Annotated in this window: 11 protein-coding genes; 3 read left to right on the plus strand and 8 right to left on the minus strand. The window is 59.6% G+C overall.

Going from position 1 to position 13,517, the window contains the following annotated elements; all coding sequences use genetic code 11:
- The first annotated feature begins 433 nt into the window (after nt 1-433).
- Entirely contained in the window at nt 434-2,710 is a 2,277-nt protein-coding gene (locus tag AC22G1_RS04200) for a S9 family peptidase (protein ID WP_487315653.1), read from the plus strand.
- Nucleotides 2,711-2,752: 42 nt separating this feature from the next.
- Here the strand turns inward: AC22G1_RS04200 and AC22G1_RS04205 are convergent, their stop codons facing one another.
- From AC22G1_RS04205 to AC22G1_RS04235, 7 genes are all read right to left on the minus strand, one after another.
- Nucleotides 2,753-3,232 (minus strand): nuclear transport factor 2 family protein, encoded by a 480-nt coding sequence (locus tag AC22G1_RS04205; protein ID WP_123421164.1) that lies wholly within the window; start codon nt 3,230-3,232, stop codon nt 2,753-2,755.
- On the minus strand, nt 3,225-3,446 hold the full coding sequence (locus AC22G1_RS04210) for a hypothetical protein (protein WP_487315654.1): 222 nt from the start codon (nt 3,444-3,446) through the stop codon (nt 3,225-3,227). The genes AC22G1_RS04205 and AC22G1_RS04210 overlap by 8 nt, the downstream gene beginning before the upstream one ends.
- 10 nt (nt 3,447-3,456) lie before the next feature.
- The gene (locus AC22G1_RS04215) at nt 3,457-5,511 is read right to left on the minus strand and encodes a pyridoxamine 5'-phosphate oxidase family protein (protein WP_487315655.1); all 2,055 of its coding nucleotides are present in this window, start codon (nt 5,509-5,511) and stop codon (nt 3,457-3,459) included.
- A 51-nt stretch (nt 5,512-5,562) separates the two neighbouring features.
- The gene (locus tag AC22G1_RS04220; RefSeq protein WP_487315656.1) at nt 5,563-6,189 is read right to left on the minus strand and encodes a glutathione S-transferase family protein; all 627 of its coding nucleotides are present in this window, start codon (nt 6,187-6,189) and stop codon (nt 5,563-5,565) included.
- A gap of 146 nt (nt 6,190-6,335) precedes the next feature.
- The gene (locus tag AC22G1_RS04225) at nt 6,336-7,232 is read right to left on the minus strand and encodes a LysR family transcriptional regulator (protein ID WP_487315657.1); all 897 of its coding nucleotides are present in this window, start codon (nt 7,230-7,232) and stop codon (nt 6,336-6,338) included.
- Between the two features lie 2 nt (nt 7,233-7,234).
- A complete protein-coding gene (locus AC22G1_RS04230; protein ID WP_123421159.1) occupies nt 7,235-8,149 on the minus strand; it encodes a LysR family transcriptional regulator in 915 nt (304 codons plus the stop codon).
- A gap of 313 nt (nt 8,150-8,462) precedes the next feature.
- The gene (locus AC22G1_RS04235; RefSeq protein WP_487315658.1) at nt 8,463-9,287 is read right to left on the minus strand and encodes an oxidoreductase; all 825 of its coding nucleotides are present in this window, start codon (nt 9,285-9,287) and stop codon (nt 8,463-8,465) included.
- A 146-nt stretch (nt 9,288-9,433) separates the two neighbouring features.
- Here AC22G1_RS04235 and AC22G1_RS04240 point away from each other — a divergent pair, with 146 nt between their 5' ends.
- A complete protein-coding gene (locus AC22G1_RS04240) occupies nt 9,434-10,354 on the plus strand; it encodes an AraC family transcriptional regulator (RefSeq protein ID WP_487315659.1) in 921 nt (306 codons plus the stop codon).
- A 33-nt stretch (nt 10,355-10,387) separates the two neighbouring features.
- On the opposite strand, the gene AC22G1_RS04245 is transcribed toward AC22G1_RS04240, so the two are convergent.
- A complete protein-coding gene (locus AC22G1_RS04245; RefSeq protein ID WP_487315660.1) occupies nt 10,388-10,783 on the minus strand; it encodes a hypothetical protein in 396 nt (131 codons plus the stop codon).
- A gap of 293 nt (nt 10,784-11,076) precedes the next feature.
- Between AC22G1_RS04245 and AC22G1_RS04250 the strand changes: the two genes are divergently transcribed.
- Nucleotides 11,077-13,455, plus strand: a complete 2,379-nt coding sequence (locus AC22G1_RS04250; RefSeq protein WP_487315661.1) for a S9 family peptidase — start codon at nt 11,077-11,079, stop codon at nt 13,453-13,455.
- Nucleotides 13,456-13,517 lie beyond the last annotated feature (62 nt).

Here is a 13,517-nt window from a genome sequence, read left to right on the forward strand (position 1 = left end):
AGGCTATCAATGAACTTTAGTGTTTAATCATTACCCTGAGAGTAATGAACCCGAGGTAAGCCAGCAGCAAGGCCCTGGCTGTGGGCTTTGGGGGGTAAATGTTGGCTTTGCGGCGACGGCTTTTTCCATTCCAGCAAGGCTAGGGCCAAAGCCAATGACAGCAGAAAAACCACCAGGGCATAACAGAGGATCCGTTTGATGCTCGGCATGGTGCCCTTGTTGTTGTGAGTGAGTGGGGTCACGCATTTTCCGCACTCAATCGCTGCGGTCAACGGCAAGTTCGGGGAAATTTGGCGCAATAATGGCGACAAATGTGCAACTGGCCTTGGCTGGCGGTTTGTCTTTTGCCAGCAGGCATTGGCCGCATTGTGTTGGGCGCCGTCCCGCTTTACAGTAACGTATATCGTATACCGTTTTGTGAGGTGGAAGTCCGGTGAGAAATTTCGTCTTTAAAGGCCTGTCAGGCCTGCTGCTGGCCATGGCCAGCCAGGTTCAGGCCGCCCCTAGCGCTGCTGACATCAACGCCAGTCTGGATCTGCGTGAGCATTGGATTGGCTTGACCCGGGATATCGTGTTTCCTGCCCAGTGGATGCCGGGCAGCCACGATTTTTATTACCGCAAGACGGTCGCCGGCGGCTACGACTTTGTGATGGAAAACGCCGAGACCGGCCAAACCCGCCCGGCCTTTGACAAGGCCATTGTTGCCAAGGGCCTCACCGCCGCCTTGGGCAAAACCGTCACGCCCTTGCAGCTGCCCATCAAGCATTTCAGCCTAAGTGATGGCCGCATCGATTTTGATATCGACTACGAGCCCTGGCATTGCAGCCTGAAAGTGGCCCAGTGTGAAGCCGGCAGCTGGCCGGGCCGCCCCTCGGGCTTTGGGGTGGTGCGTGACCTGCGCTTCCCGGCCGACAACCACCTGCGCGCCGCTCCCAACGGTAAGCTAAGCGCCATGGTCGAGGGCCACAACCTGGTGCTGGTCGATAAAGACGGCCACAAGCGCATCCTCAGCCAAGACGGCAGCGCCGGTAACTTCTACGATCCCGAGACCATTGCGTGGTCCCCCGATTCCAAGCACATCGTGCTGTACCGGGTGCGCCCCGGTTATGCCCGCTTTGTGACCCGGGTGCTCTCTTCCCCCACCGACCAACTGCAACCCAAGGTAGTGAAACAGCTCTACCCCAAACCGGGCGACGCCATCGACATCGAACAGCCGGTGCTCTTTGAGGTGGCAACCGGCAAGGAAACCGTGATTGATAACGCCCTGTTTCCCAACCCCTACCAGCTCACCGACCTGCGCTGGCGAAAAGACGGCAACAGCTTTGCCTTTCGCTACAACCAGCGCGGCTTTCAAGCGGCCCGGGTAATTGAAGTGAGCACCGCCACCGGCAAGGCCCGCGCCGTGGTGAATGAAACCGCCAAAACCTTTATCTACCAGGACCGGGAATTCGGCCATGACGTGAATGGCCTCGCTAAAGAGTTCATCTGGCTGTCCGAGCGTGACGGCTGGGCCCATCTCTACCTCTACGACGGCCGCACCGGCAAGGTGAAAAACCGTATCACCAAAGGCGACTGGCCGGTACGGGAAGTGGTGAAGGTGGACGATGCCAAGCGCCAGATCTGGTTTGCTGCCAGCGGCATGCACCAAGGGGAAGACCCTTACTTTGTGCACTACTACCGCATCGATTTTGACGGCTCAAACCTCACCGAGCTGACCAAGGCGCCAGCCAACCATCACCTGGCCTTCTCGGACGACATGCAGTACTACGTGGACGTTTATTCGCGGGTAGACCTTCCCAATATCGCCGAGCTCCATAAAGCCGATGGCAGCCTGGTGCGCACCATCGCCAAAGGCGACATCTCCAAACTGCTGGCGGCGGGTTTCAAATTCCCAGAGCCTTTCGTGGCCAAGGGCCGCGACGGCAAAACCGATATTTACGGGCTCATCGTCAAGCCCCTGAACTTTGACCCGAACAAACGCTACCCGGTGATTGAGAACATCTACGCCGGCCCCCACGACAGCTTTGTGCCCAAGGATTTTTGGCCCTTTGGCTACCACAGCGGTGGCGACAAGGTGATTGGCATGCAGTCGCTGGCCAACCTCGGCTTTATCGTGGTGCAGATTGACGGCATGGGCACCGCCAACCGCTCCAAAGCCTTTCAGGACGTGGCCTGGAAGAACCTTGGCGATTCCGGCTTCCCTGACCGCATCCTCTGGCACCAGGCGGCCGCCAAAAAGTATCCCTGGTATGACATTGCCAAGGGCGTGGGCATTTACGGCGGCTCGGCTGGTGGCCAAAGCACCCTGAGCGCCCTGGTGTTCCACCCCGAGTTCTATAGCGTTGGCGTGGCCTATGCCGGTTGCTATGACAACCGTATGGACAAGATCAGCTGGAACGAGCAGTGGATGGGCTGGCCGGTGGACGACAGCTACAAAAAAGCCTCGGCGGTGGAACATGCCGCCAATCTCAAGGGCAACGTATTGATTGTCTTTGGCGAGCAAGACAGCAATGTTGACCCGTCCTCGTCCTTGCAACTGGTCAATGCCCTCATCAAGGCTGGTAAAGACTTTGATCTGCTGGAAGTACCCGGCGGCGAGCACTCGGCGGGCCGCTCCACCGGCCCCACCCGCTACGCCTGGCGCCGCCAGTTCGACTTCTTCCTCAATCACCTCAAGGGCGAAGCGACGCCGGATTGGAACAAGCACTAAAAAAGGCCCCGCAAGGGGCCTTTTTGCAGGTACATCGCGCTGTTACAAGCCCAACTCGGACAAACCGGGGTGGTCGTCAGGGCGCCGCCCGAGCGGCCAGTGAAATAGCCGCTCGGATGGGCTTATCGGCAGATCGTTGATACAGGCAAAACGTCTTGCCATCAGGCCTTGCTCATTGAATTCCCAGTTTTCGTTACCGTAGGAGCGGAACCAGTTGCCGGCTTCGTCATGCCATTCGTAGGCGTAACGTACGGCGATGCGGTTGTCGGTGAATGCCCACAGTTCCTTGATGAGCCGGTAATCCAGCTCTTTAGCCCATTTACGGGCCAAAAAGGCCTTGGCTTCGGTTCGGCTGCTGGCGAACTCGGCACGGTTGCGCCAGCGAGTGTCCTCGGTGTAGGCCAAAGACACCTTTTCAGGGTCGCGGCTGTTCCAGCCGTCTTCGGCCAGACGGATCTTCTCGATGGCACTTTCCCGGGTAAAGGGCGGCAAAGGTGGCCTTGATGCAGATTTCTCAGTCATGGTGGCGCTCCTGGTTGGCGGCCGTGCTGCTCTGGGAGTGACCACCAAACCCGCTTTGAAACCAATGCCAGAGTCGTAGCAGCCCATGCCCTTGTGGCTCGGTGGCCGGCTCCGGGCCGTGAAGCTCGCTGCCGTAGTCGCCGTACGGCGAATAAAACATTATCTCGTACTGGGATTCCACCAGCAGGATCGGTGCATCGTAATAGGGTCTCATGGGGGGCTCCTTATAAATCCAGAACAAGGGGGGGGCCGTTATCTTCGCCCTTGGCCGGCACGGCGCAGCAGATCAGCACCTCACCGTTTGGGGGCATTTGTGCCGGTGGATTGGGGTAGTGCACTTGGCCACTTAGCAGGCGGGTACGGCAGGTACCACAGGAGCCGCCCCTACAGCTGAAGTCCGGATTGAGGCCGCTGCTCTCGGACAACTCCAGCAAGGAGCCGCTGTCAGGCTGCCATCTGGCTTCTTTTTTCGAGGCCGAAAACATCACAGGCACCGCCTCGGTGGCGGCCGGCGGCTGAACCAGCACGGCGCCCTTGCCATCGGTATGGCGGCGCAGGCTGGAAGGGCCAAAAGCCTCGGCGTGGATACGGCAATCGTCCATACCCATGGCCCGCAGGCCGTCGTAAACGCCCTGGGTGTAAGGGCCGGGGCCACAGAGGTAGAAGTCGTAGTCGTCAAAGGGCAGCACCGCTTTGAGGTGATCCATACTCAGGCGCCCGACATGGTCGAATGCCTCACCCACTGTGGCCTCCGGCTCGGGTTCGCTAAGCAGCCGAACGACCTTGAATACACCCTGGCTGCCGGCCACCAGGTCGTCCAGCTCCTGGAGAAAGGGCAGCTGCGCCAGGCTGCGGGCGCTGTGAAAGAGGTAGACCCGTCTTGGCTCGGCTCTTTGGGCATTGCGGGCCAGGGCCTCGCGGGCCATAGACAGCAGCGGTGTGATGCCGATACCGCCAGCCAGCAGCACCAAGGGCCGGGACGACTCGACGTCGATGTAAAAGTTGCCTTCGGGGGCTCGGGTTTGCAGCACACTGCCGGCCACGATGGCATCGTGCAAAAAGCTCGACGCCAGGCCCTCGCGCTTGACGCTGATGCGCAAGAACTCGTCCGCCGGCGCACAAGACAGGCTATAAGTGCGCACCACCGCCTTGTCCTGTCCGGGTACTGCCAGGCGCAGGGCCAAATGCTGGCCGGGGGCGAAGTCCGGTAAGGCAGCGCCCTGGGGAGCGAGATAAAAAGAGCGGATCTGCTCGGCTTCGTCCTGCACCGCCATCACTTTCATGTCTTGCCATTGCTGGCTGGTGGACTGCAACCTGGCCTTGGCATCCAAATAAGTGCCGGTTTCCAGGCTGTAGGGCGAGTACGCTTCAAAACGCCAACGCAGTGCCAGGGCGGCAGGACGACGCACCATTTTATCGACATGCACTTTCCACAGCCGCTCGGCTCCGGAAAATACCTCCACTTCCGGTCCTTCCAGTACCAACTCGGTGTGGCCACTAATTTGCAGCAGATCGCCGCTGACAAAATCAATGAATACCAAGCCAGCTTTGGGGTTGACGGCCAGGTTGCCCAGGGTGTTGAAGAACTTGTTACCCGAGTAATCGGGGATGATCAGGGTGTTGCCCTCTACACCGACAAAACCGGACTGGCCGCCCCGGTGGGAAACATCAACTGAGCGGCCGCCGCCCGGGTGGTCCACATAGCTGGCGACAAACAGTGTGTCGGCGGTAGCGATAAAGGCGGCTGCGGCGCTGTCGAGCTGGCTGTGATGCTCGGCAATGCTTTGCTCGGCTTGGCTTGGCGGTACGGCCTCCATTTCACGCAATTGGATGTATTGGGGGCAGTTACCGTAAGAATGCTCGACCTTGACCATCAAAGCGTCCCCGTCCAGAGCCTGAACGTGGCCGTTGATACGGTTTCGCCTGCGGCTATGCAACTCGATACCCAATAACCCCAACGCCCGCCCTGGGCCGATACCTGGCGCGGCCGGATCGCTTGGCGCAGGCCGGCTGGCGATGCGCAGTTGCTGAGGGTTAGGGGAGGTAACAAAACCCGGCTTCCCCTCCAGTAAGGTCGCCCAGGGGTAGCCTTTATCGTCCACCGCACCTACCACCATGAACGGCAATTGATGATAAAAGTCGCGGTGCTGGTCGGGCATGAAATCGCGGATTACCCGCTGACCTATATCGTCCATGCGCTCGGAGACACCTACTTTCTCCTGGAGCAGTTTTTCCCCTTGATGCCAAGGTGAGGAGGCTAGCTTAGATAAGTTGTCCATGGCGCGTTTCCCCTGAGAGAGAAAGGGCCGCAGCGGCGACCCAGACCGGTGTTAGAGGCTTTGCAGGCCGACAGCAGTTTTCTGCATCGGCACGAAATCAGGCAGGGCTTCGATACGTTTTAGCCAGGCCCGAACATGGGGGTAGTCTGACAGCGACACGTTGCCTTCGGGAGCGTGGGCAATGTAGGCGTATGCCGCGATGTCGGCGATGGTGGCCTCGTTCCCCACGAGGAAGGCGCTTTGCCCTAGCTCCTGCTCCAGTACGTTAAGCAGGCTGTGAGATTGTGCGATGAGGTCAGGGGCATGGTATGGGGCACCAAAAACAGTCACCAGACGGGCGCGAGCTGGGCCATAGGCTATCTGCCCCGCAACCACCGACATCCAGCGCTGGGTTTTGGCGGCGGCCACCGGCTCTTCTGGCAGCCATTTGCCTTTGCCGTAGCGCTTGGCCAGATACACCAAAATGGCGTTGGAATCTGCCAGTACTGTGCCGTTATCGTCGATAACCGGTACCTGGCCAAAGCTGTTGAGTGCCAAGAACTCGGGCTGTTTATGGGCGCCCTTGGCTAAATCGACATTGATGATTTCAGTGTGCTGCCCCAGCAAAGACAACATCAGCTCGACACGATGAGAATGGCCGGACAGGGGATGGCGATAAAGTTTGATGGCGTTGGTCATGGCATGGCTCCTTTTGAGGTCAGATGTCAGGGCCGGATTGGCGCGCTGATGGGATTCATACTGATCCTCGAGCCGGGATTGGAGAACGGCTAAGAATAACAATCCACTATTTCACCTCCTGAAAGAATGGCCAGAGTCAAGGAGGCTCATTGTGGTGTTATGGCCGGGTGGGCCCGCATCAGCGGCAGTACAAAATCGATAAAGGAGCGTATCCGTGCCGCCGCTTTGCGGCCTTCGCGGTAAACCAGGTATACGGGGCGGGCAGGTTCGGTTGACCCAGCCAAAAGTTCAACCAGCAGCCCTTGTTGAAGCTCATGGTAAACCTCGTGGCTTGAAAAACGGCCGATGCCTAGCCCCTCTTTAACGGCACTGATGGCCCCTTGCTGAGTTGTGCAGGACAAAATGGGCCGGCACTTAAGCTGTGCAAGCTCGGGGATGCGCCAGTCCAGCTGCTGGGAGTAGGCCCGGGACTGCACCAGAGGGTGCAGGGCGACCTGCTCCAGGCTCTTGGGTGTGCCGTGTTTCGCCAAATAAGCAGGGGTGGCGCAAAAAAGTGGGCGTACTTGGCCTAGGGGCAGGGCAAAGGCCGATGAATCGGGCTGCGCCCCCAGGGTTACGGCCAGGTCGATCCCCTGTTCGTGGAGGTTGACTGGGGTCTCGACGCAACGCAGTGACAAATTCATCTTGGGATAGGCTTTTAGGTACTCAAGCAGGACCGGCAAAAAAAGTTGCTGTGCCATTATCAGCGGCATCGCCAGGATCAGTTGGCCGCTGGCTTCTCCATGTATGCCTTTGGCTGAATCGGCCGCCGAGATAGTGGCGTCAAGGATATGGGCGCAGCGTTCGGCAAAGGCTTTCCCTGCTTTGGTCAACACTATGCCCCGGGTGCTGCGCTCAGCAAAAGTTGCGCCTAGGCGCCGCTCCAGGTTGCCAAGGGCGCGGCTGACTGTCGCCTCCGATAATGCCAAGGTCCGCGCCGCGCCAGCGAGGCTGTCGGTTTGGCTGATTGCCCTGAAAATCGTCATTTCCTGGAACCGGTCCACGTTCAGCTCCTGCCCTGTAATTGCAGAGCCGGGTTGGCCTTGAGTGCCGCCACACAGTGGTCGACAAAGGTGGTTACCTTTGCCGGCAGCATTCGCCCGCCTTGATAGAAGAGTCTTATGGGCAGGGGCGGCGTTTCAAACTCATCCAGAACAATTTCCAACTCGCCAGCTGCCACCTTGTCCGCCACCTGATAGGACAGCACCCTAGTAAAGCCCCAGCCCAGGCTGGCCGCGTTAATGGCCGCCTGATTGGAGTTAACCACCAACCGGGACTGGGGGTGAAAACTCAAGGTGCCCTGGCCGGTTTGGAACTGCCATTCGGTAAGCAGGGCGCTTGCCGAGGATTGCACTACCGGTGCATCGATGAGGTCGCTGGGGCGAGCAGGACGCGTGCGGCGGTCAAGGAAGGACGGCGCGGCACAGATAACCGGCCGGATATGGCCCACCGTTACTGCGCACATGCCGCCGTCAGGCAGGTTGCCGATACGAAAGGCCACGTCGACCCCCTCATCGATGAGGTTGACTACCCGGTCGACCAGCATGGCGTTGATGTTAACCTCAGAATGCTTGGCCAAGTACTGTGCCATCAACGGAACCACATAAAGTTCGCCAAAGAGCACTGGCGCCGTGACCAGCAACTGGCCGCAAGCCTTGGTTTGGTTACCGGCTGCCAGTTCTTCTGCCTCATGGAGCTCGCTCAGAATGCGTTTGCAGTCTTCCACATAACGCCGGCCGGCATCGGTGAGGCGAACACTGCGGGTGGTGCGGGCCAGCAACAATATACCGAGTCGGCTTTCCATGGCTGAAATGGCCCTGGTGACGCTGGGCGCAGACATCCCCAACCGCTGCGCTGCGGCGCTGAAACTTTCCTGCTCCGACACCGCGATAAGCACCTGCATTTCTTGAAACCTATCCACACCTTCCCCTTGGTCACGTCAGCTTGGGCAATGCCCTTGGTGGCGCTGGGCGCAACGGCCGCCTGTGTAGCTGAGCGGTCGATGGGCTTAAGCGAAACCTTGGCCTTTGGGTGCCAGATCGGCACTGGTATTGAAAACCATACCGCTTTTTTACCCCGGAATAACTGTTTTGCCTTCAACCGGTTGCCTCAGCTCCACCGGCCCCACCCGCTACGCCTGGCGCCGCCAGTTCGACTTCTTCCTCAATCACCTCAAGGGTGAAGCGACGCCGGATTGGAATAAGCACTAAAAAAGGCCCCGAAAGGGGCCTTTTTTATCCGTCGGTGGAGCGGGTAAGGGCTTGCCACTCCTCAAAACTGGCGCCAAGGCTTGCCAGCTTTTGCTGCACCAGGGCCAGGGCATCGCTGCCCAGTAGCAAGTGGGCCGGGGGCTTGGGGTGGCGGATAAGCGCGAGGATAGCCTCGGCGGCCTTTTGCGGGTCGCCCAATTGCTTGCCGCTTTTTTGCTGGCGGGCCTGGCGCACCGGGTCAAAGAGGGCGTCGTAATCGCTGATGGCGCGCTCGCTTCGCACCATGGAGCGGCCGGCCCAGTCGGTGCGAAAGGAGCCCGGCGCCACGGCGGTCACGGCAATGTTAAAGCCGGTCAGCTCTTGGCTCAGGGTCTCGCTAAAGGCCTCCAGGGCGAACTTGCTGGCACAGTAATCGCTGATACCGGGCATGGTGATAAAGCCGCCCATGGAGGTGATGTTGATGATGTGCCCGGCGCGGCGCGCCCGAAAGCGCGGTACCAGCGCCTTCATCATCGCCACTGCGCCCCAGACGTTCACGTCGAACTGGTGGCGCATTTGCTCCAGGCTGGCTTCTTCAAAGATGCCCTCGTGGCCGTAGCCGGCGTTATTGACCAGCACGTCGATGGCGCCATGGCGCGCCTCAAGCTCGGCCACCAGGGCCGGGATGCGGGCAAAGTCGGTAACGTCCAGCAAGGCGCCATGGGCGCGCCCTGGCGCCAGGGCGGCAAAGCTATCAAGGGCGGCTTGGCTGCGCACTGTGCCCAGCACCTTGTGGCCAGCTTTCAGGGCCTTTTGGGCCAAGGCTTGGCCAAAGCCGCTGCTCACGCCGGTAATCAGTAAGGTTTTCATGTTGCGCTCCTTAAAATCCAGGGGCGTCCAGCATGCCGGTAGTTAAGGCCGATGATGAGACCCGTTGCTCTGCCGTCCTTGCCTAAAACTCTGGGTTTTTGGTTGTTATGGTGGTGATTGGCCAGATATGCTGCATAATCCTCGCCATGACCGACTTAAGCCTTATCCCGCTGCTGGCCGAGCTGGCGCCCCTTGAGGGCTATAACCTGACGCCCCTGGATGACGTGCGCCTGCTGCGCTCCAACCGCCCCCTGGCTCGCACCCCGGTGCTTTACGACCCAGGCATTGTCTTTGTGCTGCAAGGCACCAAGCGCGGCTTTTTTGGCGACCAGGTGTATCTCTATGACGCTGAGCACTACCTGGCGGTGTCGGTGCCGGTGCCCTTTACCATGGAAACCGACGCCAGCGCCGATGCGCCGCTGCTGGCTATTTATATGCACCTGGATTTACCGGTGGTGGCCGAGCTGTTGCTGCAAATGCTGCAAGGGGGCGCGAGCTTTGACCACCCGCCGACCGGCATGCAATCAACGCCCCTTGATGGCACTTTGCGCCTGTCTTTGCTGCGGCTGCTCAAAGCCCTTCGCAGCCCCCTGGAGGCAAAGCTGTTGGGGCCGGGGCTGGTGCGGGAGATTTACTTTCATGTGCTGGCCGGGGAGCAGGGCGGCCAGCTGCGCTCGGCGCTGACCCAGCAAGGGGCATTTGGCCAAATCTCCCAGGCCCTTCGCCATATCCATGGCCATTTTGCCGAGCACCTAGAGGTGGCAGCGCTCGCCGGCCTTGCCGGTATGAGCCATGCCACCTTTCACAGCCACTTTCGCGCCGTTACCCAAACCTCGCCCATGCAGTACTTAAAATCCATTCGCCTGCATCAGGCGCGGCTACTGATGGTGCGCGAAGGGGTAAACGCCGCTGCGGCCGCCATTGCCGTGGGGTACGAGAGCCCGTCGCAGTTCAGCCGCGAGTTTAAAAGGCTGTTTGCGTTAACGCCCCAGCAGGAGGCGCGGCGGCTGCGCCAGGCTTTTGCCTTGCCGCCCAAGGCGGCGGGAGACTTTATTGCCTCGCACTGAGCATCAAAAAAGCCGCCCGCGGGCGGCTTTTTATCAGCGGTAGTCGACAACCTGGTAGCTGCCGGCGGGAGGCGCCGAGACATACTCGTAACGCTCGCCGCGCTGCTTGTAGTAGACGTTATCAACGATGGCGTAAGTCACCCCGGCCAGCACCGCAAAGGTGGCAATGTTGGCGAGATCGCTGCGGTGGTAGTAACGGTGGCGGGGCGCCGGGCCACGGTGATGGTAACCCTCTCGCACTACTATCACCCGGTCGCGGCTGTAGTGGTGGCCGCCGCGGTCCCAGCGGTCATGGTTGTCATGGCGCTGGTGGTGGTCGTGACCGCGGCCTTTGTCATGGCCGTGGCCATTGCCGTTGCCATGGGCATAGGCTCCCATGGGAGCCAGGATAAAGGCGGCGATGGCAAGACTGGTTGTTATCTTTTTCATGGCGGTTTCCTCCGTCTTCGGACTGCTGCCAAGGTAAAAGCCCCCGCCAAAAGGGGCTCTGAACATTGTGCAGAAAGTTTGCAAGATATTGATTTTTGGTTACGGATAAGCAACCGGCTTCAGGGTGCTGTCAGCTTAAGAAGCGGTTTTGGGGCCAAAAGCGCCACGACCAGCCGCCCCTTATCGCCGCCCAGCGGTAGGATTGTTAGCCGCCAACAGCTTAGAATCGATGCTTTAACGCAGTTTCGTGGCGAGATACGCCAATAAAACATAACAATCACAAGGTGGGATGGATGAAGAGCAGAGTCTCGATGCTGGGAGTTGGCGTGTCGCTGGCCCTGGTAACCCTGGGCGCCAGCGCGGTAACAAAAGACGATTACGCCAGGGCGGAGAAATTCCTCAGTTATAAAACCCAGCCGCTGGTGGACCACGATGTGCGCAGCGCCCACTGGTTTAACGACCGCCAGTTCTGGTTTGTCGACACCGACCACGAGGTGAAAACCTACCTGCGCATGGATGTGGCCAGCCTCAAGCCCGAGCCCCTTTTCGACCAGAAAAAGCTGGCCAAGGCCATTGATAAGGTGCGCGCCAAAGCCGCTGCCGAAGACAAAAAAGCCAAAGACAAACCCAAGGCCCTGGACGCCAGCAAGCTGGCCATCTCCGATATCCGCCTGCCAACAGACGGCCATATCCAGCTGACCCTCGAAGGCGATGTTTACAGCTGCGATTACCCCGCCCTCAAAGCCTGCCAAAGCGGTGAGCTCAGTGCGCTGTTGGCCGGTAACAAAGACAAGGCCGACATTACCAAGCTGCACGGCGTCACCTCGCCAGATGGCAAGAAAGTGGCCTTTATCCGCGACTGGAACCTCTGGGAGCATGACATTGCCAGTGGCAAGGAGCGCCAGCTCACCACCGATGGCGTAACCGATTTTGGCTACGCCACCGACAACTCCGGCTGGATGCACTCAGAGCAAGCGGTGCTGGTGTGGTCCCCTGATTCCAAGCGCATCGCCACCTACCAGCAAGATCAGCGCAAGGTTGCCGATTTTGTGCTGGCCAGCGCCGAGCTGGGTAATCCCAAGATTGAGAAATGGAAGTACCCCTTCGCCGGTGACGAGCATGTGTTCATGCTGCGCCGGGTGGTGATTGACGTGGCCAAAGCCAAGGTGGTGCCGCTGCAAATGGACGCGGACTATCGCCGCTCCACCCTTTGCGACGATGTCAGCTGCCACGGCCACGGCGCCTGGGACGACGTGCAATGGGCCGCCGACAGCAAGAGCCTGGCTTTTGTTTCCACCTCCCGTGACCACAAACACGAGTGGGTGCGCATTGCCAACCCCGACACCGGCGCCATCTTCACCTCTTTTGAAGAGTCGGTACCCACTTACTTTGAAAGCGGCGTCAAAGGCGTGAGCTGGCGTTATCTCTCGGCCAGCCAGCAAATTCTCTGGTACTCCGAGCGCAGCGACTGGGGCAACCTGTATCTCTATGACATTAAATCCGGCAAGCTGATTAACCCGGTCACCAGCGGCCAAGGCCCGGTGGTGGATGTTAAACACCTGGACGCCAACCAGCGGGAAGTCTGGTTTACTGCCGTCGGCCGGGAAAAGGGGGTTAACCCTTACTATCGCCAGTTCTACAAGGCGCCGCTGGACGGTGGCCAACCGCAGTTGCTGACCCCGGAAGTGGCTGACCACAGCATCAGCGTCTCTGAAGATGGCAGCTATTTTGTCGACAGCTACTCCACCCCCACCACCCCGGCGGTAACGGTGCTACGCTCGGCAAAGGACGGCAAAGTGCTGGCGACGCTGGCCAAAGCGGATATCTCCCGCCTCAAAGCCGCTGGCTGGGTAGCGCCGGAGCAAATCACCGTGACCGGCCGTGACGGCAAAACCACCCTCTACGGGTTGATGTTCAAACCGACGAACTTTGACCCCAGCAAGAAGTACCCCATCATCGATTACGTCTATCCCGGCCCGCAAACCGGCTCGGTGCGGGGCCGCAGCTTCCTGGCTGCTCGCGCTGACCACCAGGCCCTGGCGGAGCTTGGCTTTATCGTGGTGGCCATCGACGGCATGGGCACCCCTTGGCGCTCTAAATCCTTCCACGACACCTGGTATGGCGACATGGGCGACAACACCTTGCCGGATCAGGTGAAAGCTGTGAAGGAGCTGGGCGCCAAATACCAGTGGATAGACATGAGCCGCATCGGCATCTGGGGCCACTCCGGTGGCGGCAACACCACCGCCGATGCCATGTTCCGCTACCCGGATTTCTTCAAGGTGGGTTGGGCCGAGTCCGGCAACCACGACAACCGCATCTATGAGGCGGACTGGGGTGAGCGCTACCAGGGCCTGCTGGTGAAAAACGCCGACGGCACCACCAGCTACGACAACCAATCCAACCCGGCGCTGGTGAAAAACCTCAAAGGTAAGTTGATGCTCACCTACGGCACCCTGGACGACAACGTACCGCCCCAGAACACCCAGGTGGTGATTGAGGCCCTTATCAAGGCCAACAAGAAGTTCGACATGATGGCCATTCCCAATGCCCGCCATGCTTACGGCTACGCCACGCCTTACATTACCAAGGCGCGCTGGGATTACTTTATCGAGCACCTGGCTGGCGGCACCAGTGGCGACTACCCCCTCAAAGCCTGGCCCTGGTACTAAGGGCAATACAGAAAAGCCGGCCTTTTGGCCGGTTTTTTTATGCTGTTGCCCAGCAAGCTTGA

The sequence above is a fragment of the Gallaecimonas zhanjiangensis genome, from assembly GCF_057624825.1.

Excerpts from the sequence above, each read along its gene's own strand:
- AC22G1_RS04205 (WP_123421164.1), bottom strand. The coding sequence starts at position 3,232 with ATGACTGAGAAATCTGCATCAAGGCCACCTTTGCCGCCCTTTACCCGG.
- AC22G1_RS04210 (WP_487315654.1), bottom strand. The coding sequence starts at position 3,446 with ATGAGACCCTATTACGATGCACCGATCCTGCTGGTGGAATCCCAGTAC.
- AC22G1_RS04215 (WP_487315655.1), bottom strand. The coding sequence starts at position 5,511 with ATGGACAACTTATCTAAGCTAGCCTCCTCACCTTGGCATCAAGGGGAA.
- AC22G1_RS04220 (WP_487315656.1), bottom strand. The coding sequence starts at position 6,189 with ATGACCAACGCCATCAAACTTTATCGCCATCCCCTGTCCGGCCATTCT.
- AC22G1_RS04235 (WP_487315658.1), bottom strand. The coding sequence starts at position 9,287 with ATGAAAACCTTACTGATTACCGGCGTGAGCAGCGGCTTTGGCCAAGCC.
- AC22G1_RS04240 (WP_487315659.1), top strand. The coding sequence starts at position 9,434 with ATGACCGACTTAAGCCTTATCCCGCTGCTGGCCGAGCTGGCGCCCCTT.
- AC22G1_RS04245 (WP_487315660.1), bottom strand. The coding sequence starts at position 10,783 with ATGAAAAAGATAACAACCAGTCTTGCCATCGCCGCCTTTATCCTGGCT.
- AC22G1_RS04250 (WP_487315661.1), top strand. The coding sequence starts at position 11,077 with ATGAAGAGCAGAGTCTCGATGCTGGGAGTTGGCGTGTCGCTGGCCCTG.